Genomic DNA, 25,971 nt, shown 5'->3' on the forward strand with positions numbered 1-25,971 from the left:
CCGCGCGCTCCGAACGGTCAGCGCAGGAGGTCGGCCACCCGCTCGCGCATCGAGGCCATCGTGAAGCCGCGCGGGTCCACCTTCCCGGGCTGCCACTCCAGGTGCCCGATGACCGAGCGCTGCGTCCAGCCGTGCACCCGGCACAGCGCGGCCGCCGCCTTCGCGATGGCCTCCAGCTGGACCTTCGGCCACGGGTCCGCGCCGTCGCCGAGGTTCTCGCACTCGAAGCCGTAGAAGTACCGGTTTCCGTCCGTCGTGGCCTCGTCGTCCCGGGGCAGGCCCTGCTCGGCGACGACCGCCCTGAGGACCTCGTCGTCGCCGAGGCCCGCGTGGTTCGCGCGGCCGTAGCCGACGAGGTGGACGGTGCCGTCCTTGGCGATCACGCCGTGACAGAGGGGTCCCGGCAGGCCCTCGTAGCCGTCCCGGCAGATCCGGACGGTGTTGGCGGTGCCGCGGGTCACGGTGTGGTGGATCATCACGCCGTGCACGGGGCCCCAGGGGCCCTTGTGGTTGCGGTTGTGGGTGGACCATTCGCCGACCTGGACGACCGCGAGGTCCGCGTCGCGCAGCGCGTCGAGGAACCTGCTCGCGGACATGGGGGTGGACATGACCGACTCCCTTCGGAGGACGGGTGGGGGCTTCCGGAACGCCGGAGTCCGGAGTGCCGGAGGTTCCGGAGTACCGGAGTCCGCCACTCCGCTGCCAGCCGTTCGGGCCGTGTGCGAGCCGATCCGGACAGGGCCCCGTGGGGCGGGTGGGACTCCGCTGTTCGGATGGAAATCACGTGACATGCCCCGAAGATCGTCGAACAGTCCCACTCGAATGTGTAATGGCGCCGACACGCTCCGTGCTGAAAGGCTTCGTCTCGCAACTCAGTCATACGAGAGGGAGTTCCATGTCCGTTGGTTCGGTTGGCGACGAGGTCCGCGTCGCGGAGCAGCAGGCGCCGCAGCAGAGTCTGGGCACCGCTGCCGCGCGGAACCTCGCCACGACCACCAAGTCGGCGCCGCAGATGCAGGAGATCACCTCACGGTGGCTGCTGCGGGCGCTGCCCTGGGTCCAGGTGCAGGGCGGTACGTACCGGGTGAACCGGAGGCTCAGCTACTCCGTGGGTGACGGCCGGGTCACCTTCGTCCAGACCGGAGAGCGCGTCGCGGTCATCCCCGCCGAACTCGGCGAACTCCCCGTCCTGCGCGGCTACGAGGACGAGGAGGCCCTGACCGAGCTCGCGGCCCGCTGCCGCCAGCGGGAGTACGCGGCCGGCGAGGTCGTCGCCGTCGCCGGCGAGCCGACCGACCGGGTCCACCTCCTCGCGCACGGCAGGATCGAGCAGATCGGCGAGGGACCGTACGGCGACGAGGCAGTCCTCGGAGTCCTCGCCGACGGCGCCTACTTCGGCGACAACGCCCTCGTCGACCCGGAGGCCACCTGGGAGTGGTCCGCCCGCGCCGCCACCGCCTGTACGGTCCTGGAGCTCACCAGGGACGACGTACGGAACCTCGCGGAGCGGGCCGGCTCGCTCGCCGCCCACCTCGCGAGCGTGGCCGCCCTGCCCCACCAGCGGACCAACAAGTACGGCGAGGCCGAGATCGACCTCTCCGCGGGCCACGTCGGCGAGGCCGTCGTCCCGCACACGTACGTCGACTACGACGCCTCGCCCCGCGAGTACGAGCTGAGCGTCGCCCAGACCGTGCTGAAGGTGCACAGCCGCGTCGCCGACCTCTACAACCAGCCGATGAACCAGACCGAGCAGCAGTTGCGGCTCACGGTCGAGGCGCTCCGCGAGCGCCAGGAGTACGAGCTGGTCAACAACAAGGAGTTCGGCCTCCTCGCCAACTGCGACTACGAGCAGCGCCTCCAGCCCCACGACGGCGCCCCCAGCCCGGACGACATGGACGAGCTGCTCTCCCGCCGCCGGGGATCCAAGCTGTTCCTCGCCCACCCGCGCGCCATCGCCGCCTTCGGCCGCGAGCTCAACAAGCGCGGTCTGGTGCCCGAGACGATCGACATCAACGGCAACCGCATCCCGACCTGGCGCGGTGTGCCGATCTACCCGTGCAACAAGATCCCGGTCTCGGACGCCCGGACCACCTCGATCATCTGCATGCGTACGGGCGAGGCCGACCAGGGCGTGATCGGTCTGCACCAGACCGGCATCCCCGACGAGATCGAACCGAGCCTCTCCGTCCGCTTCATGGGCATCGACGAGCAGGCGATCATCTCCTACCTGGTCACGGCCTACTACTCGGCGGCGATCCTCGTCCCGGACGCGCTCGGTGTCCTGGAGAACGTCGAGGTCAGCCGCTGGCGTTGAGCCGACGGCGCCCGGGGGCGGGGACCGAACCCTCCCGCCCCCGGGCGCTCCCGGCCCGTCGCCGCGCAGCATCGCCACGGAGGAGACGAAGGAAGTGACCGTGACCATTGCCGGCGGGGATGCCGTCACCGACGGTCAGGGGGCCGTGCGGCTCCTGGACCGCACGCGGGCGGCCGTCCATCCCCAACTGCGCTCGACCGTCGAGACCCTGCCCGGTTCGATACGGCGGGTGGCGATGTACCACTTCGGCTGGGAGCACGCCGACGGCACCCCGGCCACGGAGCAGCCGGGCAAGGCCATCCGGCCCGCCCTGGTCCTCGCGGCGGCCCGTGCGCTCGGCGCCGACGAGGGCCCGGCGGTGAGGGCCGCGGCGGCGGTGGAGCTCGCGCACAACTTCACCCTGCTCCACGACGACATCGTCGACGAGGACGTGACCCGGCGGCACCGGCCCACCGCCTGGACGGTCTTCGGCATCCCGGACGCGCTGATCGCCGGTGACGCGATGAGCGCGCTCGCCCTGCGGATGCTCGCCGAGGATCCGCACCCCGCCTCGGCGGCCGCGTCCGCCCGGCTCGCCGCCTGCGTGATCGAGCTCTGCGCGGGACAGCAGGCGGACTGCGCCTTCGAGCAGCGGGCGCCGCGCGAGGTCACCCTCGACGAGTGCCTGGCCATGGCCACGGCCAAGACCGGCGCGCTGCTCGGCGCCTCCTGTGCCATCGGCGCGCTCTACGCGGGCGCGGGGGAGGAGGAGGTCGCGGCGATGGACGCGTTCGGCCGGGAGGCGGGCCTCGCCTTCCAGCTGATCGATGACCTCATCGGGATCTGGGGCGACCCGGACCGCACGGGCAAGCCCGCCGGAGCCGATCTGGTCGCCCACAAGAAATCGCTGCCGGTGGTGGCGGCGCTCGCCTCGGGAACCCCGGCGGGCGACGAACTGGCCGAGCTGTACGCCCGCCCGGTCCTCGACGCCGCGGCGGTGCGGGCGGCCGCGGAGGCGGTCGAGCGGGCCGGTGGGCGCGACTGGGCGCAGGACCAGGCGGCCGAGCGGATGGGCCGCGCCGTCGAGCATCTGGCCCAGGCGGTCCCGGACCTGGCGGCGGCGGGGGACATGCTGGCGCTCGCGGAGTTCGTCACGCGGCGCACGCGCTGAGACCCCGGGGCCTCTTCACGCCTCGGGGACGATCCGGTTGACCACGGTCTCGATCAGGTCGTCCAGGTCCCGGTCGCCGTGCAGGCCGGGGACCGTGAAGTGGTCGAGCAGCAGCCCGGTGAGGGCGAAGTAGAGCAGCCGGACGGTGTCCGCGTCCCCGGGCATCCCGGCCTGCAGGTGCCCCTGGATGTTGGCGTCCAGATCGCTCCGGAGCACCTTGGTGAGCTGGGTGCGCAGCTCGGGGCGGCGCACCGCTTCGAGGCGGAGCTCGAAGAGCCCGAGGTAGCAGGTGCGCTGGGCGGCGAGCCGCTGAGCGACCTGGCGCATGAGCTCGAAGACCAGGGCGCGGCTCGGCGCCGGCAGCATGGCGGTCTCGATGACTCCGGGCTCGGGGGTGAGCCGTACGAAGATCCGGTCGGCGACCTCGGAGAGCACCTGGTCCCGGTCGCGGAAGTAGTTGGACGAGGTGCCCGTGGGGACCCCGGCGCGGGCATCGACCGCGCGGAAGGTCAGCCCGCGGGCCCCTTCGTCCGCCAGGACCTGGATGGCGGCGTCGAGCAGCGCCGTACGTCGTTCGGGGTTTCTCGCCATGTCGTGTTCCTCCTTCGTCGAACTTCTTCGAAAATAGAGCTTGCGCAACCACTACAGATGAAGCACTATAACCGTCGTGGTTGCGATCGCAGCCGCGATCAGTAGTGGAAGAGGACCGGTTTGCGCAAGCTCACGTACTTCATCGCCTGCACCATCGATGGCTTCATCGGTGACCCCAAGGGTGATGCCACCTCCATGTACCAGTTCGTGGACGCCCCGTTTCTGGAGTTCCTGACCGGCGAGTACCCGGAGACCGTCTCGGCGCAGGGCCGGGAGATGCTCGGGATCGACGCCGACAACAAGCGGTTCGACACCGTCGTCCAGGGGCTGGGGTCGTACCGGATCGCCCTGGACATCGGTGTCACCAGCCCGTACGGCCACCTGCGGGAGTTCGTCGCCACCCGCTCGCTGGGCGAGTCGCCCGACGCGAACGTGGAGCTGATCGCCGACGACCTCGTCGGCCGCGTCCGCGAGCTCAAGGCCGAGGACAGTCCCCTGGACGTCTGGCTCTGCGGTGGCTCCACGATCGCCGGCGAGCTCATCGAGGAGATCGACGAGCTGATCATCAAGACCTATCCGCAGGTGTACGGCTCCGGCATGCCGATGTTCGGCGCCGACTTCGAGCCCCGCGACTTCGAGCTGAAGGACCTGCGCGTCTTCGGCAACGGAGCGTTCGTCCGTACGTACACCAGGAAGCGGTAGACGGCGGCAGGCGCTCCCGTGTGAGCCGTCCTACCCTGGATCTATGGGTGACGAGGTGCCTCACACGACGCGGGACCCCCGGGGCGAGCACGGCTGCCCGGCCTGCGGGCAGCCGCGAGCGACGACGGCCACCCGGCACAAGGTCCTCGGGGCCTGGGTGCCGGAGTGGGAGGTGCAGCCCTGCCGCAACCCGGACTGCACGCTCTACGAGGGCGTGGAGGCGGACCTGGGCGGGAGCGCGCGAACGGCTGCCGACGTGGTGGCGGGCACGCGTCCCGTCGCGGGTGCGGAAGCCGCGAGCACGCACGTGACCGGCAAGAACGGCGAGATCGGGAGAAGTCAGGCCACGGGGTGACCGGACGCGCGCCGGAGCCGGTCATACGGCTACAGTCCGCGCATGTCATCGGAGTCGACGGAAGTCTGGACCGGCTGGTACCGGGACCGCAGCGGCGCGGAAGCGATCGTCATCACGGCCGACGGGCGGCATGTCGCCACCCGGATCAGGGGGATCGAGTACACGGGCGAGGGATTCGCCGCGCTCAGCGCGGCGGCAGAGGGCGGGCAGGCCCTCACCGCCTGCGTCCTGGAGTGGGACCTGCCGCTCCCCGTCGTCATGGATGGTGCCTCCCAGCAGGCCACGCTGAGCTGCCTGCTGACCCTCGGTGAGCGCGCGGACCTCAGCCTGACGCTGCACTACGGGGGCGCCGCCTTCGAAGCGTGCGTCGCCGGAGGTGACTTCGACGGGGCGCTCGAACGGGTCAGGCGCCAGCTGCCGCCCGGCGCGGATTTCGGCCGCCGACTGCTCCAGGCGGCCTGAGAGCTGCTTCAGGTGACCTGAGGGCTGCTCCAGGCGGCCTGAGAGCACCCGTACCGGAACGGAGAACGAGGACGGCGGCGCCCCGGGGAGGGGGCGCCGCCGCTTCTCGTTCTGCGCGTGCTCAGCTCTTGAACGCGGAGGCGAGGCCGAAGCGCCACAACTGGTCGACGCGGGACCGCTCCTGGGCGTTCGGCTGGGCGTTCTGGCAGGACGTGCCGGGGCCGCCGCCCGACATCAGCTCGCTGCACGGACCGCTGTAGTGGTCCGGCAGCCCGAGGACGTGCCCGGTCTCGTGGGCGGTCACACGGGTGGAGTTGTACTGCTGGTTCTGCCGGTAGTCGAGGAAGATGTAGCCGCTGCCGTGGCCGTCGGTGCTCGCGTACGAGCCACGGGAGTCGTTGCCCTCGTAGTAGGCGAAGTCCGGGTTGCCGCCCTCGACGAGCCGGACGTTCGCCACCGAGCTGTTCCATATCTGGGCCGAGCGGGAGATCTGGCTGCGGAAGCTCGGCGCGTTGGAGGCGCTGTAGACCACGGTGACGGCGGCCGCGCCGGGAGCGGCGGCCCGCTTCTTCGCCACCGACTTCACGACGGCGTCGAAGAAGGCCTGGTTGGCCTTCGCCTCCTCGGCCGAACCGGCGTACGCCACGGCGGCGTTGCCGGCGGACGGGACGCCGGTGGGGGCGCTCGCCGCCACGGCCGGGGCCGCGCCGAGGGAGGCGGCGAGACCGAGGCCGAGGGCGGTGGCCAGGACAGAGGTGAGGACCTTGGGGTGACGCATGGGGGGCTCCTCCTGTAGGGGATGGGAGAGAGTCTCGGGGGAGCCGGGGCGCGTGGGGATGATGTCAACCGGCGATAGCATCACCGCATCACCTGGTCGAAACACCCCCAACTCCCTTGAAATCAAAGGTGATTGAGGGGTTCCGGGTATCTGGTGCGAGCCATGGAGCCGCCCTACCCTCGGGGCATGGAGCTGGAGGTGAGACACCTGCGCGCGCTCTGCGCCATCGCGGACACGGGCAGCCTGCACAAGGCGGCCCGGCAACTGGGCATGAGCCAGCCGTCGTTGACCACCCAGCTGCGCCGCATCGAGAACTCCCTGGGTGCCGAGCTCTTCTCCCGCGGCCGCACCGGCTGCCGCCCCACCCCGCTCGGCCGCTCCCTGCTCAGCCGGGCCCGCCCGCTCGTCGCCGACATGGCGGCGCTCGTCACCGAGACCCGGGCCGCCGCCGCCCGCACCGACGGACTCGGGCTCCGCGTCGGCTCCACCGCGAGCCGGGCGCTCCCGGGCTGGCTGCGCCGGCTCCGCCAGCGGCTGCCCGGCACCGACATCGGCCTGCGGATGGACGTCTCCGCGAACGCGCTGCTGCGGAGCGTCGCCGCCGGGCAGCTCGACGTGGCCTTCGTGCACGAGGTGGAGGGCTGCCCGTTACGGGTCCCCGAGGGCCTCAAAGGGCGGGTCCTGGTCGCCCGCGAACCGCAGTTCGTCTCCATGGCCCGCGACCATCCGGCCGCCGCCCGGCCCGTGGTGGACCTCGCCGACCTGGCCGGCGACCACTGGATGGTCGACCCGACCGTGGACGGCGAATGGGACGGCCTCCGCCGGGTCCTGGACGCCGCCGGCATCGACCCGCCGCTGCTGCACGGCGACTACCACACGGCCGCCTCCCTCATCGTCCTCGGCGAGGCAGTCGCCCCCTGCCAGCCGACCTCGGGCCCGCGCGAGGACATGGCCGTCCGCCCGCTGCGCGGCGACCCGCTGGCCGTCCGGCTCGTGCTGTACGCGCGCCCCGGGGCGCCCCTGGACACGCTGTACGCGGAACTCGCGGCGGCCTACCGGGAGGTGGCCCTGAGGGCGGCCCCGTACCGCGAGTGGCTGCGGCGGCAGGGGACGGCGGCGATGCTGTCCGTGGGGCCGTGCATGATGACGGCATGAGCGAACACCCGGCACAGGCACTGGTCCGACACGCCCGCCCCGAGGACCTGCCGCGGGTCGTGGAACTCATCGCCGAGCACGCGGCGTACGAGAAGGCGGCGCCCCCGGCGCCCGGCCTCGCGGACCGGCTCACCGGCCTCCTCTTCGGCACCGAAGCGCCCCGCCTCCGCTGCCTTGTCGCGGCCCTCCCCGACGGCACCCTCGCGGGCTACGCGAGCTGCGCCCCGGAGCTCTCCACCTGGGACGGCACGGAGTACCTCCACATGGACTGCCTCTACCTCACGGAGACCTCCCGGGGCCACGGCCTGGGCCCGCTCCTGATGGCGGCGGTCCGCGCGGAGGCGAGCCGACTCGGACTCGCGGAGATCCAGTGGCAGACCCCCGCGTGGAACGAGAGCGCGATCCGCTTCTACGACCGGCTGGGCGCCACGTCGAAGGAGAAGCAGCGCTACAGCCTCCGCACGGAGGCGTAGGCGGCCCGCAGGCGCTCAGCCGCGGGGCGGCGGCCAGGGCCCGGCGAGCAGCCGCCCGGCCCGCAGCCACCAGCGCACGAGCTCCCGACGGGCGGGCTCCAGGGAAGCCCAGTGACGCACACTCTTCGGATGATCGTCCTTCATCCCGTCCTGGAGATCCTCGGTACGCGCGACTTCGGCCTCTGGCCGGTCGCGGACTCGGGGACGTACGGCTTCCTGCCGCTCAGTGGCCGGCTCGGTACGGCGGAGGTCGGTACGGCGGTGATGCGCATCGCCGAGTGCAACACCGTCGATCCGGTGGACGAGGATCGTCCGCAGCGCCCGGCCGATCCGCTGGGCGGCTTCCTTCATGGGCTGCTGACCATGGAGGACCTCTTCGCGGCCGGGGGGCTGCGGGTCACCGACACCGCGACCGGCGTCACGCTCCTGCCCGGCTGCTGCAACGGGCTGGACGAGCGGCGCGACTGGTTCGAGGTCCTCGACGGGGACGGGTGGGCCGGCTTCGGCCACGACCCCTCGCCGCTCGCGGAGCGCGTCGGCGACACGGTGCGGCTGACCGTCGACACCGAACGGGCCGACAGCCCGGTGATCGAGCTCCCCGTCACCGACCTGCGGCGCCTCCTTGCCGGCGCGGAACGCGATCTGGCCGGCTTCCTCCGGACGGCAACCGAGTGGACCACCCGGTACGTCCCCGGCCACGCGACCGCGGTGGCAGCCGCGCTGGCCAGGGCCCTGGTGCTGCCGGCGCCGACGGAGGGGCGGGTAGGCCCTACTCCGTGACGTCCTGCGGGTACCAGCGCAGCTCGACCGTGTTGCCGTCCGGGTCCTTGACGTAGACCGACTGGGCCGAACCGCGGGCGCCCCAGCGGGGGACGGGGCCCTCGATGACGTCGAACGTCCCGGAGTCGAGGACCTCCTGCCAGTCGAGGGGGTCCACGACGAGGCATATGTGATCGACGTTGGACTCGCCGCGCGGGCGCGAGAAGAGGTCGATGACGGTGCTCTCGTCGATCCGCACGGACGGGAAGGACACCTTCCCGGCCCGCCATTCCTCGACCCGCTCGCCGGCGAGCCCAAGGGGCCCGGTGTAGAAGGCGAGGGCCTTGTCGACGTCGGTCACGTTGAGTACCAGGTGGTCGAATGCTTTGACGCGCATGGAGCATCACCCTTCTGTAGGAACGTCGGTATTGCGGCGGGAAAGTCCGAAGGGGTACGACCGCCAGGCGGTCGTACCCCTTCGGAAGAGAACCAGAAGGTCAGGCCTTCTTCGTCTCCCAGAAAATGCGGTCGATCTCGGCGATGAGCTCCAGCGCCTTCTCGCCCGTCTTCGGGTCCGTCGACGCCTTGGCGGCCGAGAGGGCCTTCAGGGTGTCGTTGACCAGCTGGTTGAGCTCGGGGTACTTCTCGAAGTGCGGGGCCTTGAAGTAGTCGCTCCAGAGCACCGAGACGTGGTGCTTGGCGAGCTCCGCGCGCTGCTCCTTGATGACCGTGGCGCGGGCGCGGAAGTGCGCGTCCTCGTTCGCCTGGTACTTCTCCTGGACAGCCTTGACCGACTCGGCCTCGATGCGGGCCTGGGCCGGGTCGTACACGCCGCACGGGAGGTCGCAGTGGGCGCTGACCTTCACCTTGGGGGCAAACAGGCGGGAGAGCATTGAGCCGTCCTTCCTCGTGATCGTCTTCTCAGGTGGGACATTACTCGGTGAGAAGGGCGATTTCGCGGGCGCCCCCTGGGGCTTAGGTCAAAAGTCCAGGGTCACCATGGGACTCGTGTACGAGTGAACGAGCGGATGTGTGGGTGGATGCGGGTGTGGACCGGCGGGCGGAGCGGGAGGTGCCGATGAGGGAATCGGGGCGGGAGCGGGTGGCGGAGGCCGGGGCTCCGTTCGGTGTCGCCGAGGTGACGGGGGTGTCCATGGTGCCCACCCTGCTCCACGGGGATCAGCTGCTCGTGCACTACGGAGGACGTCTGCGGCCGGGGTGCGTGGCCGTGGTGCGGCATCCGCTCCAGCAGGATCTGCTCATCGTGAAGCGGCTGATCGAGCGACGTGACGGCGGCTGGTGGGTGCTCGGCGACAACCCGGACGCCGAGGGCGACAGCCGGGTCTTCGGGGCCGTACCGCCCGAGCTGGTTCTCGGGCGGGTGCGGGCGCGCTACCGGCCGCTGACGCCGGGGCGTCAGCGGTCGCCCGGGGTGACGCTCTCCTGGCTGTTCTCGGCGGTGAGGCCCGTCCGGTCCGGCCGGTCGGCCTCCAGGCGCTTGCGGGCCCGGTAGGCGGCCACGTTGGCGCGGGTCGCGCAGCGGTCCGAGCAGTAGCGCCGGGAGCGGTTGGTGGACGTGTCCAGGTAGGCGTTGCGGCAGGGCGGTGCCTGGCAGAGGCCGAGCCGGTCGGCGCCGAACTCCGTCAGGTGGAAGGCCAGCCCCATCGCGCAGATCGCGGCGTATCCCGTGGTCGCGTTCGAGGAGTGGTCGGCGAGGTGCATGTGCCACCGGGGCTGGCCGTTCTCGTCGAGGATGTCGTGGCCGGAGATCTGGGGGCTGACCGGGAACTCCAGGAGGAGCGAGTTCAGGAGGTCGACGGCCCCCGTGTGGTCGCCCTCGTCGGCCAGGGCGAAGACCGCCCGCAGCCGGGTCCGTACCGCGCGGAAGCGGGGCAGGTCCGCCTCCGTGACCCGCCGGGCCATCTGGGAGGCCGCGCCGAAGAGCTCCCGGATCACCTCGACGGAGGTGAGGGAGTCCTTGCCGCGCGCCGGCTCCTCGGTGTTGACCAGACGTACGGCGAAATCCGAGTAATGGGCCAGTTCCACTTGTAGTCCTTACTGCGGCGGGCTAGTGTCTCGGTCGGAAGGGGTAACAACTGTTTACCCTTTGAGGGTATTACAAAGAGGGGGAGGAACGGCGATGACCGGAACCGACTGGGCGGCCTGGCAGCAGAGCTGGGACCGTCAGCAGGAGTGGTACATGCCGGACCGGGAGGAGCGCTTCCGGGTGATGCTCGACATGGTCGAGGCCTTGGTGGGACCGAAGCCCCGCGTCCTCGACCTCGCGTGCGGTACGGGAAGTATCACGGATCGGCTCCTCAAGAGGTTCCCGGAGGCGACCAGTACCGGTGTCGATCTCGACCCGGCCCTCCTCGCCATCGCCGAGGGCTACTTCGCCGGCGACGAGCGCGTCACCTTCGTGACCGCCGACCTCAAGGACCCCGACTGGGCCGCCGGGCTGCCCCACGACTCGTACGACGCCGTCCTCACCGCCACCGCGCTCCACTGGCTCCACAGCGAGCCCCTGACGGCCCTCTACGGCCGGCTCGCCGGTCTCGTCCGCGACGACGGCGTCTTCATGAACGCCGACCACATGATCGACACGGCCACCCCCCGGATCAACGCCGCGGAGCGCGCCCAGCGCCACGCCGTCATGGACCGCGCCAAGACCGGCGGGGCCCTGGACTGGGCCGAGTGGTGGGCCCTCGCCGCCAAGGACCCCGTCCTCGCCGAGCCCACCGCCCGCCGCTTCGAGATCTACGGCGAGCACGCCGACGGCGACACGCCCTCCCCGCGCTGGCACGCCGACACCCTCCTTGCCGCCGGATTCGGCGAGGCAAGGACCGTCTGGGCCTCGCCCTCCGACACCCTGCTCCTCGCCGTGAAGTAGCCCGCGCGGATACGGGAAGGGGCGGTACGGGTTCTCCCGTACCGCCCCTTCCCGTAGGAAGCGCCTCGCGGCACTCGTCCTACGGCACCTCTGTCCTACAGCACCTTCGACAGGAACGCCTTCGTCCGGTCGTGCTGCGGGTTGCCCAGGACGTCGCGCGGGTTGCCCGACTCGACGACCACACCGCCGTCCATGAAGACCAGCGAGTCGCCGACCTCACGGGCGAAGCCCATCTCGTGCGTGACGACGATCATCGTCATGCCCGACTCGGCGAGGTCCCGCATGACGTCGAGGACGTCACCGACCAGCTCCGGGTCGAGCGCCGAGGTCGGCTCGTCGAAGAGCATCAGCTTCGGCTCCATCGCCAGTGCGCGGGCGATGGCGACACGCTGCTGCTGACCGCCGGAGAGCTGCGACGGGTAGTTGCCCATCTTGTCGCCCAGGCCGACCCGGTCGAGCAGCCGCTGGGCCCGCTCGCGCGCCACGGCCTTGGACTCGCCCTTCACCTGGATGGGCGCCTCCATGACGTTGCCCAGGGCAGTCATGTGCGGGAAGAGGTTGAAGCGCTGGAACACCATGCCGATGTCACGGCGCTGGACCGCGACCTCACTGTCCTTCAGCTCGTAGAGCTTGCCGCTCTTCTCCCGGTAGCCGACCAGCTGGCCGTCGACCGACAGCCGGCCGCCGTCGACCCGCTCCAGGTGGTTGATGCAGCGGAGGAAGGTCGACTTGCCGGAGCCGGAGGGCCCGACGAGGCAGAAGACCTCTCCGTTCTGGACCTCCAGGTCGATGCCCCGGAGGATGTGTGCCGCGCCGTAGGACTTGTGGACGCCTTCGGCCTTGACCATGGGCTGGCCGGTCATCCCGACACCTCCGAACGCTTGAACATAGTCAGGTTCGCACGAACCCGCTGCCAGGGGGTGGGCGGCAGACTCCGCAGCGAACCGCGGGCGAAGCGACGCTCCAGGTAGTACTGGCCGACGCTGAACACACTGGTCAGCACCAGGTACCAGATGGAGGCGACGAACAGCATCTCCATCACGGCGCCGGCCGTGCTTCCGATGTTCTGGGAGGCCCGCAGCAGTTCGGTGTACTGCACGGCCGAGACCAGTGACGAGGTCTTCAGCATGTTGATGAACTCGTTGCCCGTCGGCGGCACGATGACCCGCATGGCCTGCGGAAGGACGACCCGCCCCATGGTCTTGGTCTGGGACATGCCGAGCGCGTGCGCGGCCTCCGTCTGCCCCTCGTCGACGGACTGGATGCCGGCCCGGACGATCTCCGCCATGTAGGCGCCCTCGTTGAGGCCGAGGCCGAGCAGCGCGACCATGAACGGCGTCATGACGTCGACGGTCTCGTTCTTGTAGATCGGCCCGAGGTTGATGTACTCGAAGATCAGCGACAGGTTGAACCAGACCAGCAGCTGCACGTAGACCGGGGTGCCCCGGAAGAACCAGATGTAGAGCCAGGCGACGGCGCCGGTCACGGGGTTCTTGGACAGCCGCATGACGGCGAAGACGACACCGAGGACGAGGCCGAGGGCCATCGAGGTGACGCTGATGATCACGGTGTTCGCCAGGCCGTCGAGGATCGACGGGTCGAACAGCTTGTCCCACACCGTGTCCCAGATGATGTTGCCCTGGGAGAAGGCGTAGACGAGCCAGCCGAGCAGCGCGACGACCACGACGGCGCTGATCCAGCGGCCGTAGTGGCGTACGGGGATGGCCTTGATCGCCTCGTACGGCGTGCCCGAGGGGCCGGACCCGGCCGGAGCGGCGGCCGGGTCCTTGGAGATCTTGTCAGTCATGACGACTGCCCTTCAGTGGAGCGGGGAGGTCACTTGCAGGCGTTGACGGGGAAGGTCACTCGCCGGCGTTGACGGTGGCCGACTTGACGGCGCTGTCCGTGACGTCCCACTTCTTCAGGGCATCGGCGTAGGTGCCGTCCTTGATGATCGCGTCGAGCGCTTCCTTGACGGCGTCGCGCAGCTGGGTGTTCTCCTTCGAGACACCGATGCCGAAGAGGCCGACGTCGCTCTGGCTGCCGACGACCTCGAAGTCGTTGCCGCCGCCCGAGGTCTTCGCGATGTACGCGGCCACCGGGTAGTCGTTGAGGTCGGCCACGGCGCCGCCGGCCTTGACGCGGGTCTGCGCCTCGGCGTCGGTGTCGAAGGCCTGGATCGTCAGCTTGTTGGCGCCGCACTTCGTGGCCTGGGCCTTGAAGGTGTCCTCGTAGATCGTGCCGCGCTGGACGGCCACGGTCTTGCCGCAGAGGTCGTCGAGCGAGTTGATGCCCTGCGGGTTGCCCTTCTTGACCAGCAGGGAGACGCCGGAGCTGAAGTAGTCGACGAAGTCGATGCCCTTGCCGATCTTCTTCCCGTTGTCGTCCAGGCCCTCCTGCCGCTTCTTGTTGTCCGTCATCGAGGACATGATCAGGTCCTGGCGGCCGGTGTAGATCGAGGTGATCAGACCGTCGAAGGTGCCCGAGGTGAACTTGAGCTCGACACCGAGCTGCTTGCTCAGGGCCGCGGCGATGTCGGGGTCGACGCCGACGATCTTGCCGCCCTCGGTGAACTCCATCGGGGCGTACGAGGCGTCCGTGCCGACGTTGATGACACCGGCCTTCTGGATGTCGGCGGGGAGCTTCGAGAAGAGCGGGGCGGCGTTGGCGGAGCCGCCGTCCTTCGTCGGGGTGGCGGAGGAGCCGCCCTCGGTCTGGTCGCCACAGGCGGTCAGCAGCACGGAGCCGACGACCGCGATGGCGGCGACCGCGGCAAGACGGGAGGTGCGGGTCTTGGCGGTCGTACAGCGCGTGGAGCGTGCGGTCATGATCGGGTTCCTCCGGCGTGTGAGGGAGTTGCCAGTGGTCACGTACGTCTCTTCGAGTGTCGTGACCTCGTGTGATTACGGCATCTTGCCATTCGGACCGCCTCAAACCGACGGCCACGGATGTCAAAATCGGATAACGGGTGACCCTCGAATGCCAACAGGCCGGTACATCAGGGCCGGATCTTCTGCTGGATGCCTTCCACGCCACCGAAGAATTTCCTGTTGATCTCGCCATTCGGACGACACGAAGGCCACCAATCGGGTGCTTGAAGCACCTATATGGACATGGGGTGACGTGTCGTCCTCCGTCCGTGTCCGGACGCGCTCGGTATGAGTCGCGTCACCGAGCGGATATGGACTCGTCTGCGGTGCCGTCCGTCCGGTAAGAAGGATCCTTACACCCCTCATCCGGGGCTCAGGGCGCGTTGTGCGGCGCGCCCGCGCGGCTACCAGACACGGCGGCCGCGGGACCCGCCCACCGCTCCACACCAGGAGCGGCCAACCCTCAAATGAAGCAGACTTAAGGGGTCAACCCAATGGCAGCGGAGATCGTCAATCCTCGCAATGACAGCGGTACGGAAGGAGCTCCGGAGGAGCCCTTCGATCCTGTCTTCGCCCTCCACCGGGGCGGCAAGATGGCCATTCAGGCCACCGTTCCGGTCCGGAACAAGGACGACCTGTCCCTCGCGTACACGCCCGGCGTCGCCAAGGTGTGCACCGCGATCGCCGAGCAGCCCGACCTGGTCAACGACTACACCTGGAAGTCCCAGGTCGTCGCGGTCGTGACCGACGGTACGGCGGTGCTCGGCCTCGGTGACATCGGCCCGGAGGCCTCCCTCCCGGTCATGGAGGGGAAGGCCATCCTCTTCAAGCAGTTCGGCGGCGTGGACGCGGTCCCGATCGCCCTCGCCACCACCGACACCGACGAGATCGTCGAGACGGTCGTCCGGCTGGCCCCGTCCTTCGGCGGCGTCAACCTGGAGGACATCTCGGCACCGCGGTGCTTCGAGATCGAGCGCAAGCTCCAGGAGCGCCTCGACATCCCCGTCTTCCACGACGACCAGCACGGCACCGCCATCGTCACCCTCGCCGCCCTCCGTAACGCGGCGAAGCTGACCGGCCGGACCCTCGGCGACCTGCGCGCCGTCATCTCCGGGGCCGGTGCGGCCGGTGTCGCCATCGCCAAGTTCCTCCTGGAGGCCGGGCTCGGCGACGTCGCCGTCGCCGACCGCAAGGGCATCGTCAGCCGCGACCGGGACGACCTCAACCCGGTCAAGCGCGAGATCGCCGACCTCACCAACAAGGCGGGCCTCAGCGGCTCCCTGGAGACCGCCCTCGCCGGCGCCGACGTCTTCATCGGCGTCTCCGGCGGTACGGTCCCCGAGGCGGCCGTCGCCTCCATGGCCCCGAACGCCTTCGTGTTCGCCATGGCCAACCCGAACCCCGAGGTCCACCCCGACGTCGCGCACAAGTACGCGGCCGTCGTGGCGACCGGGCGTTCGGACTACCCGAACCAGATCAACAACGTCCTCGCGTTCCCCGGCATCTTCGCCGGCGCGCTCCAGGTCCGGGCCTCCCGGATCACCGAGGGCATGAAGATCGCCGCGGCCAACGCGATCGCGGACGTCGTCGGCGACCAGCTCGCCGCCGACTGCGTGATCCCGTCGCCGTTCGACGAGCGGGTCGCCCCGGCCGTCGCGGCCGCGGTCGCCGCCGCCGCCCGCGCGGAGGGCGTCGCCCGCCGCTGACGCGCCGCACACCCCGTGAAGGGCCCCGTCCTGCTCCCAGGACGGGGCCCTTTCGGGTACGGCGGCCCAGGGCCGGTCGGGGGATGTACGAGTGCCCGGGGCCGGCCAGGAGCTGTACGAGTTCCCCGGGGCCGGTCAGGAGCCGGGCGAGTCCCGGGGGTGGTCAGGAGCCGTGCGCGGACGGGTACCGGGCAGCGAGGAACAGGGCCGCGACCGAGGGCTTCACCGCGTCGTGGGCGCCGGTCCCGCTCTCCGGCGCGGCCCACCAGGAGACCGCGAACCCGCGCATGTCTGCCATGCCCGGCACCGTACCGGCGGGGGAGGGACGCGCGTCACACGGGTGCGTGGTTCCGTGGCCTGCCCGTGGCCGCCTAGGGTCGGGCCATGTTCGCTGCCTACGCTGCCCGAATCGACCGCGACCAGCCCCTGAACGGCCTCGAATTGGGTGAACGTCCCGAACCCGAGGTACGGCCGGGGTGGACCACCGTCACCGTCAAGGCCGCCTCGCTCAACCACCACGACCTGTGGTCGCTGCGCGGGGTCGGGCTGTCCGAGGAGAAGCTGCCGATGATCCTCGGCTGCGACGCCGCCGGGATCGACGAGGACGGCAACGAGGTCGTCCTGCACTCCGTGATCGGCCAGACCGGCCACGGCGTCGGACCCGACGAGCCCCGGTCCATCCTCACCGAGCGCTACCAGGGCACCTTCGCCGAGCGGGTGACCGTGCCCCGCTGGAACGTGCTGCCCAAGCCGAAGGAGCTCTCCTTCGAGGAGGCCGCCTGTCTGCCCACCGCCTGGCTGACCGCCTACCGCATGCTCTTCACCAACGCCGGCGTACGGCCCGGGGACTCGGTGCTCGTGCAGGGCGCCGGCGGCGGTGTCGCCACCGCCGCGATCGCCCTCGGCAAGGCCGCCGGCCTGCGGGTCTTCGCCACCAGCCGCGACGAGGAGAAGCGGAAGCGGGCCGTCGAGCTCGGCGCCGTCGAGGCGTTCGAGCCGGGCGCGCGGCTCCCGCAGCGGGTCGACGCGGTCATCGAGACCGTCGGCGCCGCCACCTGGTCCCACTCCGTCAAGTCGCTGCGGCCCGGCGGCACGCTCGTCATCTCGGGCGCCACGAGCGGCGACCGGCCCGCACACGCCGAGCTGACCCGGATCTTCTTCCTGGAGCTGAAGGTCGTCGGCTCGACCATGGGCTCCAAGGACGAGCTGGAGGACCTGCTGTCCTTCTGCGCGGCGACGGGGATCCGCCCGGTCGTCGACGAGGTCCTGCCGCTGGACCGGGCGCGGGAGGGCTTCGAGCGGCTGGCCGCCGGCGAACTCTTCGGAAAGATCGTCTTGAAGACCTCGTGACGACCTCTTGATGACTCGTCGGTAGGACTGATGGGATCTCCGGCACGTGAAACGTGAACAACGCTCACTTCGTCGGGCCGGAGGTCTACCTTGTCGCGAACCACCCACGCGTGGCGAACCACCCTTGTCACGGGCGCCCTCGCCGCCGCACTGATCGCCCCCACCGTCCCTGCCGTTGCCGCGGCCGACCGCCGAGAGGTTGGCGGGGACGCGATACCCGCCCTCACCGACGAGCGCGGCCGCGTCCTCACCCTGCGCGGCTGGAACGTCGGGGACAAGGCGCACAGCGGTGACGCCGCCCTCTCCGGCGTCACTGAGAAGCACTTCCGCGAGATGCGGGCCAAGGGCTTCAACTTCGCCCGGGTCCTTGTCTTCTGGGACGACCTGGAGCCCCGGCCCGGTCAGTACAGCCAGTCCTATCTGCGGAAGATCGAACGGATCCTGGACTGGGCCGAGAGGCACGACGTCAAGGTCCTCATCGACGCGCACCAGGACGTCTTCGGGCCCGCCTTCGGTCATCGTGGCGTGCCCGCCTGGGCGACCAGGACCGACGGACTGCCGTTCACGCCGCACCCCGACGACTGGTTCTCCGAGTACTTCGAGCCCGCCGTGCAGCGCGCCTTCACCCACCTGTACGAGGACGCGGACCTGCGGCGCGCCCAGGCCCGGATGTGGCGGGTGCTCGCCGATCGCTTCGAGGACCACCCGGCCGTGCTCGGCTACGACCCGATCAACGAGCCGATGGGCGAGCTGCGCGAGGGCGAGGACCTGGCGACCGCCGCCCGGCGCATCGAGCGGGAGCAGATCACCCCGATGTACAACCGCGTCGCGGACGCGATCCGTTCGGTCGACAAGGACAACTGGATCTTCGTCGAGCCGACTCCCATCGTGGGCGAGGGCGTGCCCACGGGGCTCGGCCGGATCGACGACCCGAAGATCGTCTACGCCCCGCACTTCTACAACGGCGCGATGGAGGCCGGTGGGGACTACGACCCGGGAGCCCGCTGGATCGAGAACTACGAGCAGGCCGTCACCCTGTACCCGAAGGAGTACAAGGTCCCCGTGGTGGTGGGCGAGTGGGGACCGCTCAACAACTCCCAGCCGAACATGAACCGCTTCTACCGGGAGGCCATGGCTTCGCTCGGCCGCTACAGCTCCGGCTGGGCGGGATGGGAGTGGTGTTACGGCGGCGGCTACTGCGCCGTGGACGGCACGGGGGCGTTCCGTACGAACAAGGAGCTGACCGCCGAGCCGTACGCGGAGGCGGTCGCGGGCACGGTGCGCTCCGCCGCCTACGACCCGGGGGCCGGGGTCTACCGCCTCTCGTACGACTCCGCGGGGCGCCGCGGCTCCCGGGTCACCGAGCTCGCCCTGCCGCCCGGCGACTGGCGGGTGACGGCCCGGGGCGGGGCGCTGGTGCTCCGCCCGACCCCCGGCCGGGCCCTGGTCCTCGCGGTCCCGGGCGCCCGGGTGACGGTGACCGTCACCCGGCGCTGAGACCCTGCCGGGAGGCTGGGGTCAGACGCTCGGCCGGGACGTCGTGACTCCGGCGGTCACGCTCTCGGCCTGGGATCTCGTGACTCCGGCGGTCGCGCTCTCGGCCTGGGATCTCGTGACTCCGGCGGTCACGCTCTCGACCCGGACCTCGCGACCCCGGCGGTCACGCTCTCGACCCGGACGGCGTGACCCCGGCGGTCACGTTCTCGGCCGGGACCGCAGCAGGCCCGTGATCCGGATCGCCGCCTTCGACAGCTGGTCGCGGGTCTCGGCCAGCTGCTCCTGGCTCACCCCGTGGTCGCGGGCCGCGTCCCTGATCTCGTCGCGGAAGCGGTCGAGGAGCCGGTCCAGGTCGCGGGCCGGGTCGCCCGAGCCCTCCGTGTCCCGCGCCCACTCCGGCACCTCGCCGGCCGGGGCCGCCGCGAACGGCGGTTCCTGGCCTGCGGCCTTGGGGTGGGTCGTGCCCGCCACGAGGCCGCCGAGCTGGGCCGTGATGTCCGAGAGGCCCTCCCAGACCCCCTTGGGCCAGTCGCCGCGCGAGAAACGGTCCTGGACCTCCTCCTGCACCTGCTGGGCGATCCGCTGGAACTCCTTCGCCTGATGGCGGGCGGACTTCGCCTCGGCGCGGGCCTGGCGGGCCTGCTCCTTCCACTCCTGCCCGACCCGGCGCAGCTCCTCCTTGGCCTCGGTGAACGAGGAGGACTCCGCCGCACGGGTCCGGCCCGCCGCCGCGCGCATCTCGCTGCGCACCCGGCCCGCCGCACCGCGCACGTCGTCGCGGATCTCCGCCGCGAGCTCCGACACCGACTCGCGGATCTCCCGCTCCAGGTCGTCCAGTTCGGCGCCGCGCCCGGCCAGTTCGGCACGGCCGGCGTCGGTGATCGAGTAGACCTTGCGGCCGCCCTCGCTGGCGTGGGTGACGAGGCCCTCGGCCTCCAGCTTGGCCAGGCGCGGGTAGACCGTGCCGGCCGAGGGTGCGTACAGGCCCTGGAAGCGCTCCTCCAGAAGGCGGATCACCTCGTAGCCGTGGCGGGGCGCCTCGTCGAGCAGCTTCAGCAGATAGAGACGCAGGCGGCCGTGCGCGAAGACGGGCGGCATGTCAGAGCACCTTTCCGGTCGCGGAGGGGGTGGGGGAGGGGGTGGAGCCGCCGTCCTCTTCGGACTCGGGACGGCGGAGCAGCGCGATGGAGCCGGAGACGGTGGTCGCCTTGAGGGTGCCGCGCCCCGAACCGAGGGTGCCGGTGACGGATTTGGTGCCCCACTGCCCGGCCACGCGCAGGTCCTCGAAGGCGTTCGACACGGAGCCCGTCGTCGTGTTGGCCTCGACGCGGGCGTCGGCCGGGTGGGGGAGGCGGATGGCGACCTCGCCGGAGAGGCTGGAGAGCCGGATGTCGGCGGGCGGCCCGTCGAGCTCGGCCGGGTCGAGGTCGATGACCATGTCGCCGCTGACGGTCTCGGCCCGCACGGAGGCGCCCGCGCCCTCGATCACCGTCACGTCGCCGGTCACCGAGTTGATCCGGAGCGCGCCCGTGACCGACTGGGCCTCCAGATTGCCCGAGACGCTCTCGGCGCGGACCGGGCCGGAGAGCCGGAGGAGGGTGGTGTCGCCGGAGACGCCGCGCACCTCCGTACGCCCCGTGATGCCGGTGACGACGGCCTCGGCGCCGACCACGGTCACCTCGACGTCGACGCCCGCGGGGACGGCTACGGAGACGACGGCCCGGCGCCGGAACTCCTTGCGGTCGAGCCACTTGAGGGCGCTCTTCCACTGGAGGTCCTCGTAGCCCACGGTCAGGGTGGAGCCGTCCTGGGACACGAGCAGCGGCGGGCCCTCGACCTCGGAGACCTCCACGCGGGCGGAACTCTCGTCCGTCCCCACCACGTTCACCGTGCCGTTGACGATGCGGACCTGCAGTCGGGTCACGGGGTCGGCAGGGGCCAGCTTCGTCGGCTCGGTGACGGACCACTCTGTCATGGTGCTGACCTCCCGTTTCGGCAACGCAACATATCGTGTTTCTCGATAGACACGATATATCGCGGTGAAGGGAAGTCAACCCTGACTCTCCCCTGACAGGGTGGGGGCAATTGCCTCCGTACACGGACAAATTGGCCTAGCGTGGGGTCCATGAACGCGACATCCGGACCGAATCCCGTCGGGGCGCTGCTCCTCTGCCGTGCCGATCCCCCGGCGGTCCGGCCACCCGCCCAGCTGCTCCGCGAGCACCTGCTGCTCGCTCCCGCGGGCGACGACTGGAGCGTGCTCGTACCGGAGGGGAAGCCCTGGCTCCACGGCGGGGAGCCGGTCGAACAGGTCGTCACCGGCTGGGCCACCGCACTCGCCGTCTCGGCCGCCGGCTGGCCCGTCGTCGCGTTCTGGTGGGACCGCGACCGGGCCGGTCTCACGCTCGCCGCAGGCTTCCGCCGCACGGTCGGCTACACCTGGCTCGCGGACGGCACCCCCGTCGGCGAGGACGAGGCCATGCGCACCTTCGCCGCCCGGCTCGCGCTCGACCCCGTCCTGGACGTCCAGGCCCTGGGACCGCTCACCCAGCCCGATCCGGAGGCCGACGCCCACAGCCGGCTGCTCGGCGTCGTCGCCGTCCTCGGCCGCGTCGGGCTCGCCCTGCCGACCGGGCTCCACCCCGGCGAGAGCGCCGACCGGCTCCGCTCCGTGGCCCTGGCCCAGGGTGCCGAGCAGCTCGAATGGTCGGGCTGGAGGGACGCCGTACGCGCCGAACTCGACGTGGTGGAGGGCGGTCCCCTCGGCCCGTACCTGCGCGGCCCCAAGGCGCGCGTACTGGGCGGGGCCCAGCTCGCCGCGGGAGTGCCGCTGCTGGTCTGGGGCCTCGGCCGGCGCAGTGGCGGCTGGGCGACGGCCGGGGCGCTGCTCGTCGCCCACGGCGCGCTCGGCCTCGTCTACGACCGACTGCGGGAGGGGTGACCCCGCGCGCGGGGTCACCCCTCCCGCAGTCGGTCGCGGCCGTTCCTGCGAGCGGGCCCTACTCGTCCTCGTCGTCCTCGTCGTCCAGACGGGCCAGCCAGGTCGCGAGGCGCTCGACCGGCACCTCGAAGTCGGGATTGAGATCGACGAACGTCCGCAGCTGCTCGGCGAGCCACTCGAAGGTGACCTCCTCCTCGCCGCGCCGCTTCTCCAGTTCCTCGATGCCACGGTCGGTGAAGTACATGCGTTCAGGATAGGCCGAACACCTCACGTCCCCTGTCGCCCGTCAGTCCCACCGACTAGCCTTCCTCATCATCGTTTCGGGGAGCGGGGGCGCTGTGACGCACGGGATCGCGCGTATTCGGCTGGACGACGGCACGCCCGTGTGGGCCCGGGTCAGTGACGTGCAGGAACTCGGCAGGGGCGGTGGGTTCCAGGACACCGGCGTCAAGGACCGGGTGGTCTCGATGGCCGGCGGACTCACGGACGTGGTGCGCGGGGTGGTCGGCTCGCTGCGGGCCGGGCTCGACCCGCAGGGGTCCGTGGAGGTAGCCGTCAGCTTCGGCATCGAACTGTCGGCGCAGTCCGGCAAGGTGATCGGAGTCCTCGCCGACGGCTCGGGCAAGGCCTCCGTGAACGTCTCCCTGACCTGGACCGAACCGGGCCGGGCCGCCGGGGCCGACGCCGGTCCCGCGCCGGACTCCGCCGCGGATCCCGCGGCCGTTCCCGCACCCCGGCCGCCCGCACCCGACCCCTCGACACCGGACCCGGCGGCCGATGAGCCCGCATGAGCGCCTTCGACGCTCTCGTGCGCCCCGCACTCGTACGCATCGCCGCTCCCGACTGCGGGTATGACCCGCACGGCGACCGGTACTGGGGCACCGGCTTCTTCATCGCCCCCGGCTGGGTGCTGACCTGCGCCCATGTCGTGGCCGAGGGGGGAAGCGCGGTGTGGAGGAGCGAGCCCGCCGTCGGCATCACCTGGGAGGACGGAAAGACCTCCCGGGAGACCACCGGCACCGTCGTGCTCGCCCTGCCGCGCCCCGAACGGCCCGACGACCCGCCGGACCGGTGGGCCTTCCCCGACATCGCGCTCGTCCGCGTGCCCGGCGCGCAGAAGGCGTCCTGTGTGCGCCTCGGCGAGCGCCCGCCCGTCCCGCCGGCCTCCGTCGGACTGCACGGCTGGTCACGGGAGACCGGCGAGCTCGGCATCCGACACGTCCACGGCACCCTGATCGGCACGGACGGCAAGGCGCTCATCACCGACTGGGTCATGCCCGTCGAGGGCTGCTCCGGCGGACCCGTCGTCGACCACCAGCAGGGCGCCGTCGTCGGCCTCAACAAGGGACGCGGCCGCGACGGCGGCGCCGTCGTCCCCGTCACCGCGCTGCGCCGGCTGCACGACCTCCCCGGCGGCGAGGCGATGGGCGAGGCGCTGCGCGCCCACGACCGGTACCACCTCGCCCGCTACCGCTCCCTCGACGACCGGCCCGACTGGACCCGGACACAGGGGCGTCTCACCGGCGCCACGGGCGTCAGTCCGGGACTGCGCACCCAGCTGTACGGACACTTCGCCGAGTTGCCCGCGCCCACCGCGCCCGGCGAGATCATGGACCTCATCGACCAGGTCAAGGCCTGGATCAGGGACGACGAACTGCCGGACGCCCTGGAGGACGACCCGCGCACGTGGAGCGAGGGCGCGGGACTCCTGCGCGGTCTGCGGGCACCCCGCAGGGACGGCGTCCGCGACCTCGAACTGGACGCGGTGCTCCTGTACGCCGCCCATGTCGCCCGGCACGTGCGCGGGCGGTACGGCGAGCGGGTCGACACCGCGGACCTCACCCACTGGATCGTCGACGAGTCGGGCGACGCCGACCGGCACCTCCGGCGCGAGATCGACCGGCTCGTCAGCCCCGGCCGGCCGGCGCCCCTCTCCGTACGCGAACCCCGCGCGCGTGCCGACGTCCTCCTGGAGATCGACCCCCCGATCTACGACCGGCGTTACCCGTGGCGGGTCAAGCTCCTCCTCGACGGGCACACGGTAAGCCCGCTCCACTTCGACGAGCGGGGCGTCGAGCGGGCCCAGCTCAGGGAGGCCCTGCGCGAGCCGCTCGCGGACGCCCTGCGGCGCGGCGACAGCGGACGGCACCTGGCCGCCGTGGAGGCGGTGCTGCCGCTCGAACTCTTCGACGAACCCCTCGACACCTGGCGGCTGGAGCCGCCCCAGGGCGGCCCCGAGGACGCCTGGGCGACCACCCTCGGCCAACGCAGGTTCGTCGTCATCCGCGACCGCCGCCGCTACGACCGGGAACCGGCCCCCGAATGGCGCGAGCGCTGGGAGGCGGCGGAGAGCGGGCCGCTCCGAGCCGCCCCGCTGCGCGCGGAGGTGCCCGGGGCGGGCCCGGACGCCCACACCGCGCGCGTACGCCGGGAGACCTGGGCGGAGACGTACGACCGGCTGCGGGAGGCCGAGGGCGGCACCGTTCCCGTGTACTGCGGCCGGGTGGGCAGCGGCGACGGGCTCATGGCGATGCACGCGGCGCTCGCCGCCGGGCATCCGCTCGCCCTCTGGCGGACCGGCGCCCACGACCACACCGACTGCGCGGAGTTCCACGAGCGGGCCGACCGGCTGATCTCCGCAGCCCCCACCGCCTGGGACGTCCGAGGACCCGTCAGATCCCTGCGCACGCGCGCGTCGGACCGGGCGGCGGGCCCCGAGGCGCTGGCCGCGTACGCGTGGGCCGAGAGCATCGCCCTGATCCTGGACCCGCCCGACCGGCCTCCGCACGGCGGCCGTCTGGAGCCCCCGCAGCTGCTGGGGGAGGGGGAGCAGTGACCGGAGTGCCCACCGGGACGACGGCCCCGCGATCCGTCCGATTAAGCCATCGGCAGGCCCCGCTCGCGGGCGGTACGGTCGACGGACCCGGCATCGACACCACAGCCAGGAGGAGTCCATCGTGAACGATTGGCGGATCTACCGTGGTGCCGGTCTTCCGCACGACGAGATACAGCGGCTGCCCGCCCCGCCGCCCTGGCGCGACTTCTCCGCGGGCAGCGCCGACGACACCCTGGCGGGCTCCGACCGGCGGCTCGGCGTCAAGCGCAGACTCGTCCAGAACCACCACCCCAGGCCCGCCGAGACCGACGCCGTCAACGCCGCGCTGTACCTGCGGCGTCCGCTCCTCGTCACCGGCAACCCCGGCACCGGCAAGTCCACCCTCGCCCACGCCGTCGCCCACGAACTGCGCCTCGGGCGGGTGCTCCGGTGGCCGATCGTCAGCCGGACCACCCTCCAGGACGGGCTCTACCGGTACGACGCCATCGGCCGGCTCCAGGACGTCCAGCTGGAGCGCGCCCAGGCCGGATCGCCCGGCTCGGCCGCCGCGGCGCCGGCCGGCATCGGCTCGTACATCCGGCTCGGCCCGCTCGGCACCGCGCTGCTCCCCTCCGAGCAGCCACGGGTGCTGCTCATCGACGAGCTCGACAAGAGCGACCTGGATCTGCCGAACGACCTCCTGAACGCCCTGGAGGAGGGCGAGTTCGCCATTCCCGAGCTGGAGCGGCTCGCAGACCGGGAGCCCGTCGTCGAGGTGCTCAGCGACGACGGCCGCAAGGTGGCCGTGCTCGGCGGCCGGGTCCGCTGCACCACCTTCCCGTTCATCGTGCTCACCTCCAACGGCGAACGGGACTTCCCCGCCGCCCTGTTGCGCCGCTGCATCCGCCTGGAGCTCGAAGCGCCCGGCGAGGACCAGCTCCGCGCGATGATCGAGGCCCACCTCGGCAGCGAGACCGCCGCGGGCGACGGGGAGCAGGGCCTCGTCCAGCGCTTCCTCAACCGCGAGCCCGGCGAGGTCATCGCCACCGACCAGCTCCTCAACGCCCTCTATCTGACCCAGCACGCCTCCCGCGCCGAACGGGTCACCAGGGAACGCATCGCCGACATGCTCATGCAACCGCTCGATCAGCCGAGGTGACGAT

30 protein-coding genes are annotated in these 25,971 nt (G+C 71.5%); 17 read left to right on the forward strand and 13 right to left on the reverse strand.

Annotated features, from left to right (window positions below):
* Window positions 1-17 precede the first annotated feature (17 nt).
* On the reverse strand, window positions 18-608 hold the full coding sequence (locus tag E0F75_RS11815; protein WP_187622463.1) for an N-acetylmuramoyl-L-alanine amidase: 591 nt from the start codon (window positions 606-608) through the stop codon (window positions 18-20).
* A 287-nt stretch (window positions 609-895) separates the two neighbouring features.
* On the opposite strand from E0F75_RS11815, the gene E0F75_RS11820 reads away from it, so the two are divergent.
* Window positions 896-2,314, forward strand: a complete 1,419-nt coding sequence (locus E0F75_RS11820) for a family 2B encapsulin nanocompartment shell protein (RefSeq protein WP_187622464.1) — start codon at window positions 896-898, stop codon at window positions 2,312-2,314.
* 94 nt (window positions 2,315-2,408) lie between these two features.
* Window positions 2,409-3,464, forward strand: a complete 1,056-nt coding sequence (locus E0F75_RS11825; protein WP_374115391.1) for a family 2 encapsulin nanocompartment cargo protein polyprenyl transferase — start codon at window positions 2,409-2,411, stop codon at window positions 3,462-3,464.
* 15 nt (window positions 3,465-3,479) lie between these two features.
* Here the strand turns inward: E0F75_RS11825 and E0F75_RS11830 are convergent, their stop codons facing one another.
* Window positions 3,480-4,055 (reverse strand): TetR/AcrR family transcriptional regulator, encoded by a 576-nt coding sequence (locus tag E0F75_RS11830; RefSeq protein WP_187622465.1) that lies wholly within the window; start codon window positions 4,053-4,055, stop codon window positions 3,480-3,482.
* Between the two features lie 120 nt (window positions 4,056-4,175).
* Here E0F75_RS11830 and E0F75_RS11835 point away from each other — a divergent pair, with 120 nt between their 5' ends.
* Genes E0F75_RS11835 through E0F75_RS11845 form a run of 3 tightly spaced genes read left to right on the forward strand, consistent with a single transcriptional unit; the run spans window position 4,176 to window position 5,574 of the window.
* A complete protein-coding gene (locus E0F75_RS11835) occupies window positions 4,176-4,757 on the forward strand; it encodes a dihydrofolate reductase family protein (protein WP_187622466.1) in 582 nt (193 codons plus the stop codon).
* Window positions 4,758-4,800: 43 nt separating this feature from the next.
* Window positions 4,801-5,112, forward strand: a complete 312-nt coding sequence (locus E0F75_RS11840; RefSeq protein ID WP_187622467.1) for a hypothetical protein — start codon at window positions 4,801-4,803, stop codon at window positions 5,110-5,112.
* Between the two features lie 42 nt (window positions 5,113-5,154).
* Complete coding sequence (locus E0F75_RS11845) at window positions 5,155-5,574, forward strand: DUF6304 family protein (protein ID WP_187622468.1); 420 nt, start codon at window positions 5,155-5,157, stop codon at window positions 5,572-5,574.
* A 121-nt stretch (window positions 5,575-5,695) separates the two neighbouring features.
* Here the strand turns inward: E0F75_RS11845 and snpA are convergent, their stop codons facing one another.
* The gene (gene snpA, locus E0F75_RS11850; protein WP_187622469.1) at window positions 5,696-6,352 is read right to left on the reverse strand and encodes a snapalysin; all 657 of its coding nucleotides are present in this window, start codon (window positions 6,350-6,352) and stop codon (window positions 5,696-5,698) included.
* Window positions 6,353-6,538: 186 nt separating this feature from the next.
* Between snpA and E0F75_RS11855 the strand changes: the two genes are divergently transcribed.
* The 3 genes from E0F75_RS11855 to E0F75_RS11865 all read left to right on the forward strand — a co-directional run bounded on the left by E0F75_RS11855 (window position 6,539) and on the right by E0F75_RS11865 (window position 8,760).
* Window positions 6,539-7,507 (forward strand): LysR family transcriptional regulator, encoded by a 969-nt coding sequence (locus tag E0F75_RS11855; RefSeq protein ID WP_187622470.1) that lies wholly within the window; start codon window positions 6,539-6,541, stop codon window positions 7,505-7,507.
* The gene (locus E0F75_RS11860; protein ID WP_187622471.1) at window positions 7,504-7,980 is read left to right on the forward strand and encodes a GNAT family N-acetyltransferase; all 477 of its coding nucleotides are present in this window, start codon (window positions 7,504-7,506) and stop codon (window positions 7,978-7,980) included. Before E0F75_RS11855 ends, E0F75_RS11860 begins: the two co-directional genes overlap by 4 nt.
* A 129-nt stretch (window positions 7,981-8,109) precedes the next feature.
* Window positions 8,110-8,760, forward strand: coding sequence for a hypothetical protein (locus E0F75_RS11865; RefSeq protein ID WP_187622472.1), 651 nt, complete (start codon window positions 8,110-8,112; stop codon window positions 8,758-8,760).
* Here the strand turns inward: E0F75_RS11865 and E0F75_RS11870 are convergent.
* A complete protein-coding gene (locus tag E0F75_RS11870; RefSeq protein WP_187622473.1) occupies window positions 8,750-9,136 on the reverse strand; it encodes a VOC family protein in 387 nt (128 codons plus the stop codon). The genes E0F75_RS11865 and E0F75_RS11870 overlap by 11 nt on opposite strands.
* Before the next feature lie 100 nt (window positions 9,137-9,236).
* Window positions 9,237-9,632 (reverse strand): superoxide dismutase, Ni, encoded by a 396-nt coding sequence (sodN, locus tag E0F75_RS11875; RefSeq protein WP_030320908.1) that lies wholly within the window; start codon window positions 9,630-9,632, stop codon window positions 9,237-9,239.
* A gap of 143 nt (window positions 9,633-9,775) precedes the next feature.
* Between sodN and sodX the strand changes: the two genes are divergently transcribed.
* Window positions 9,776-10,252, forward strand: coding sequence for a nickel-type superoxide dismutase maturation protease (sodX, locus tag E0F75_RS11880; RefSeq protein WP_308189571.1), 477 nt, complete (start codon window positions 9,776-9,778; stop codon window positions 10,250-10,252).
* Here the strand turns inward: sodX and E0F75_RS11885 are convergent.
* Window positions 10,156-10,785 carry a CGNR zinc finger domain-containing protein gene (locus E0F75_RS11885; RefSeq protein WP_187622475.1) on the reverse strand — a complete coding sequence of 210 codons (630 nt, stop codon included), beginning with the start codon at window positions 10,783-10,785 and terminating at the stop codon, window positions 10,156-10,158. The two genes, sodX and E0F75_RS11885, sit on opposite strands and share 97 nt — an antisense overlap.
* A 94-nt stretch (window positions 10,786-10,879) precedes the next feature.
* Here E0F75_RS11885 and E0F75_RS11890 point away from each other — a divergent pair, with 94 nt between their 5' ends.
* Window positions 10,880-11,629 carry a trans-aconitate 2-methyltransferase gene (locus E0F75_RS11890; RefSeq protein ID WP_187622476.1) on the forward strand — a complete coding sequence of 250 codons (750 nt, stop codon included), beginning with the start codon at window positions 10,880-10,882 and terminating at the stop codon, window positions 11,627-11,629.
* Window positions 11,630-11,724: 95 nt separating this feature from the next.
* On the opposite strand, the gene E0F75_RS11895 is transcribed toward E0F75_RS11890, so the two are convergent.
* Genes E0F75_RS11895 through E0F75_RS11905 form a run of 3 tightly spaced genes read right to left on the reverse strand, consistent with a single transcriptional unit; the run spans window position 11,725 to window position 14,457 of the window.
* Window positions 11,725-12,492: an amino acid ABC transporter ATP-binding protein gene (locus E0F75_RS11895; protein ID WP_308189572.1), complete on the reverse strand. Its 768-nt coding sequence runs from the start codon at window positions 12,490-12,492 to the stop codon at window positions 11,725-11,727.
* Window positions 12,489-13,436 carry an amino acid ABC transporter permease gene (locus E0F75_RS11900; protein ID WP_187622477.1) on the reverse strand — a complete coding sequence of 316 codons (948 nt, stop codon included), beginning with the start codon at window positions 13,434-13,436 and terminating at the stop codon, window positions 12,489-12,491. Before E0F75_RS11900 ends, E0F75_RS11895 begins: the two co-directional genes overlap by 4 nt.
* Before the next feature lie 55 nt (window positions 13,437-13,491).
* On the reverse strand, window positions 13,492-14,457 hold the full coding sequence (locus E0F75_RS11905) for an ABC transporter substrate-binding protein (RefSeq protein ID WP_187622478.1): 966 nt from the start codon (window positions 14,455-14,457) through the stop codon (window positions 13,492-13,494).
* A 536-nt stretch (window positions 14,458-14,993) separates the two neighbouring features.
* Between E0F75_RS11905 and E0F75_RS11910 the strand changes: the two genes are divergently transcribed.
* Window positions 14,994-16,205 (forward strand): NADP-dependent malic enzyme, encoded by a 1,212-nt coding sequence (locus E0F75_RS11910; protein ID WP_187622479.1) that lies wholly within the window; start codon window positions 14,994-14,996, stop codon window positions 16,203-16,205.
* Window positions 16,206-16,368: 163 nt separating this feature from the next.
* Here E0F75_RS11910 and E0F75_RS40005 read toward each other — a convergent pair whose 3' ends face one another.
* Window positions 16,369-16,503, reverse strand: a complete 135-nt coding sequence (locus tag E0F75_RS40005; RefSeq protein ID WP_267499404.1) for a hypothetical protein — start codon at window positions 16,501-16,503, stop codon at window positions 16,369-16,371.
* Window positions 16,504-16,589: 86 nt separating this feature from the next.
* Here E0F75_RS40005 and E0F75_RS11915 point away from each other — a divergent pair, with 86 nt between their 5' ends.
* Entirely contained in the window at window positions 16,590-17,555 is a 966-nt protein-coding gene (locus E0F75_RS11915) for a zinc-binding dehydrogenase (RefSeq protein WP_187622480.1), read from the forward strand.
* Window positions 17,556-17,708: 153 nt separating this feature from the next.
* Entirely contained in the window at window positions 17,709-19,052 is a 1,344-nt protein-coding gene (locus tag E0F75_RS11920) for a cellulase family glycosylhydrolase (RefSeq protein ID WP_374115397.1), read from the forward strand.
* Between the two features lie 198 nt (window positions 19,053-19,250).
* Here the strand turns inward: E0F75_RS11920 and E0F75_RS11925 are convergent, their stop codons facing one another.
* Window positions 19,251-20,150 (reverse strand): PadR family transcriptional regulator, encoded by a 900-nt coding sequence (locus E0F75_RS11925; protein ID WP_187622481.1) that lies wholly within the window; start codon window positions 20,148-20,150, stop codon window positions 19,251-19,253.
* Between the two features lies 1 nt (window position 20,151).
* A complete protein-coding gene (locus E0F75_RS11930; RefSeq protein WP_187622482.1) occupies window positions 20,152-21,027 on the reverse strand; it encodes a DUF4097 family beta strand repeat-containing protein in 876 nt (291 codons plus the stop codon).
* Between the two features lie 150 nt (window positions 21,028-21,177).
* On the opposite strand from E0F75_RS11930, the gene E0F75_RS11935 reads away from it, so the two are divergent.
* The gene (locus E0F75_RS11935) at window positions 21,178-21,993 is read left to right on the forward strand and encodes a hypothetical protein (RefSeq protein ID WP_187622483.1); all 816 of its coding nucleotides are present in this window, start codon (window positions 21,178-21,180) and stop codon (window positions 21,991-21,993) included.
* 58 nt (window positions 21,994-22,051) lie between these two features.
* Here the strand turns inward: E0F75_RS11935 and E0F75_RS11940 are convergent, their stop codons facing one another.
* Window positions 22,052-22,237 (reverse strand): DUF6104 family protein, encoded by a 186-nt coding sequence (locus E0F75_RS11940; RefSeq protein ID WP_010061466.1) that lies wholly within the window; start codon window positions 22,235-22,237, stop codon window positions 22,052-22,054.
* Between the two features lie 94 nt (window positions 22,238-22,331).
* Here E0F75_RS11940 and E0F75_RS11945 point away from each other — a divergent pair, with 94 nt between their 5' ends.
* From E0F75_RS11945 to E0F75_RS11955, 3 genes are all read left to right on the forward strand, one after another.
* Window positions 22,332-22,784 carry a CU044_2847 family protein gene (locus E0F75_RS11945; protein ID WP_187622484.1) on the forward strand — a complete coding sequence of 151 codons (453 nt, stop codon included), beginning with the start codon at window positions 22,332-22,334 and terminating at the stop codon, window positions 22,782-22,784.
* A complete protein-coding gene (locus E0F75_RS11950) occupies window positions 22,781-24,829 on the forward strand; it encodes a trypsin-like peptidase domain-containing protein (RefSeq protein ID WP_187622485.1) in 2,049 nt (682 codons plus the stop codon). The genes E0F75_RS11945 and E0F75_RS11950 overlap by 4 nt, the downstream gene beginning before the upstream one ends.
* A gap of 121 nt (window positions 24,830-24,950) precedes the next feature.
* Window positions 24,951-25,967, forward strand: coding sequence for a MoxR family ATPase (locus E0F75_RS11955; RefSeq protein ID WP_187622486.1), 1,017 nt, complete (start codon window positions 24,951-24,953; stop codon window positions 25,965-25,967).
* Window positions 25,968-25,971 lie beyond the last annotated feature (4 nt).

Origin of the sequence: Streptomyces sp. CB02980, assembly GCF_014451325.2 — a bacterium.
Lineage (GTDB): Bacteria > Actinomycetota > Actinomycetes > Streptomycetales > Streptomycetaceae > Streptomyces.

Excerpts from the sequence above, each read along its gene's own strand:
- E0F75_RS11925 (WP_187622481.1), bottom strand. The coding sequence starts at position 20,150 with ATGCCGCCCGTCTTCGCGCACGGCCGCCTGCGTCTCTATCTGCTGAAG.
- snpA (WP_187622469.1), bottom strand. The coding sequence starts at position 6,352 with ATGCGTCACCCCAAGGTCCTCACCTCTGTCCTGGCCACCGCCCTCGGC.
- E0F75_RS40005 (WP_267499404.1), bottom strand. The coding sequence starts at position 16,503 with ATGGCAGACATGCGCGGGTTCGCGGTCTCCTGGTGGGCCGCGCCGGAG.
- E0F75_RS11930 (WP_187622482.1), bottom strand. The coding sequence starts at position 21,027 with ATGACAGAGTGGTCCGTCACCGAGCCGACGAAGCTGGCCCCTGCCGAC.
- E0F75_RS11845 (WP_187622468.1), top strand. The coding sequence starts at position 5,155 with ATGTCATCGGAGTCGACGGAAGTCTGGACCGGCTGGTACCGGGACCGC.
- sodN (WP_030320908.1), bottom strand. The coding sequence starts at position 9,632 with ATGCTCTCCCGCCTGTTTGCCCCCAAGGTGAAGGTCAGCGCCCACTGC.
- E0F75_RS11915 (WP_187622480.1), top strand. The coding sequence starts at position 16,590 with ATGTTCGCTGCCTACGCTGCCCGAATCGACCGCGACCAGCCCCTGAAC.
- E0F75_RS11830 (WP_187622465.1), bottom strand. The coding sequence starts at position 4,055 with ATGGCGAGAAACCCCGAACGACGTACGGCGCTGCTCGACGCCGCCATC.
- E0F75_RS11820 (WP_187622464.1), top strand. The coding sequence starts at position 896 with ATGTCCGTTGGTTCGGTTGGCGACGAGGTCCGCGTCGCGGAGCAGCAG.
- E0F75_RS11935 (WP_187622483.1), top strand. The coding sequence starts at position 21,178 with ATGAACGCGACATCCGGACCGAATCCCGTCGGGGCGCTGCTCCTCTGC.
- E0F75_RS11950 (WP_187622485.1), top strand. The coding sequence starts at position 22,781 with ATGAGCGCCTTCGACGCTCTCGTGCGCCCCGCACTCGTACGCATCGCC.
- E0F75_RS11890 (WP_187622476.1), top strand. The coding sequence starts at position 10,880 with ATGACCGGAACCGACTGGGCGGCCTGGCAGCAGAGCTGGGACCGTCAG.
- E0F75_RS11870 (WP_187622473.1), bottom strand. The coding sequence starts at position 9,136 with ATGCGCGTCAAAGCATTCGACCACCTGGTACTCAACGTGACCGACGTC.
- E0F75_RS11860 (WP_187622471.1), top strand. The coding sequence starts at position 7,504 with ATGAGCGAACACCCGGCACAGGCACTGGTCCGACACGCCCGCCCCGAG.
- E0F75_RS11815 (WP_187622463.1), bottom strand. The coding sequence starts at position 608 with ATGTCCACCCCCATGTCCGCGAGCAGGTTCCTCGACGCGCTGCGCGAC.
- E0F75_RS11895 (WP_308189572.1), bottom strand. The coding sequence starts at position 12,492 with ATGACCGGCCAGCCCATGGTCAAGGCCGAAGGCGTCCACAAGTCCTAC.
- E0F75_RS11855 (WP_187622470.1), top strand. The coding sequence starts at position 6,539 with ATGGAGCTGGAGGTGAGACACCTGCGCGCGCTCTGCGCCATCGCGGAC.
- E0F75_RS11865 (WP_187622472.1), top strand. The coding sequence starts at position 8,110 with ATGATCGTCCTTCATCCCGTCCTGGAGATCCTCGGTACGCGCGACTTC.
- E0F75_RS11840 (WP_187622467.1), top strand. The coding sequence starts at position 4,801 with ATGGGTGACGAGGTGCCTCACACGACGCGGGACCCCCGGGGCGAGCAC.
- E0F75_RS11940 (WP_010061466.1), bottom strand. The coding sequence starts at position 22,237 with ATGTACTTCACCGACCGTGGCATCGAGGAACTGGAGAAGCGGCGCGGC.
- E0F75_RS11905 (WP_187622478.1), bottom strand. The coding sequence starts at position 14,457 with ATGACCGCACGCTCCACGCGCTGTACGACCGCCAAGACCCGCACCTCC.
- E0F75_RS11910 (WP_187622479.1), top strand. The coding sequence starts at position 14,994 with ATGGCAGCGGAGATCGTCAATCCTCGCAATGACAGCGGTACGGAAGGA.
- E0F75_RS11900 (WP_187622477.1), bottom strand. The coding sequence starts at position 13,436 with ATGACTGACAAGATCTCCAAGGACCCGGCCGCCGCTCCGGCCGGGTCC.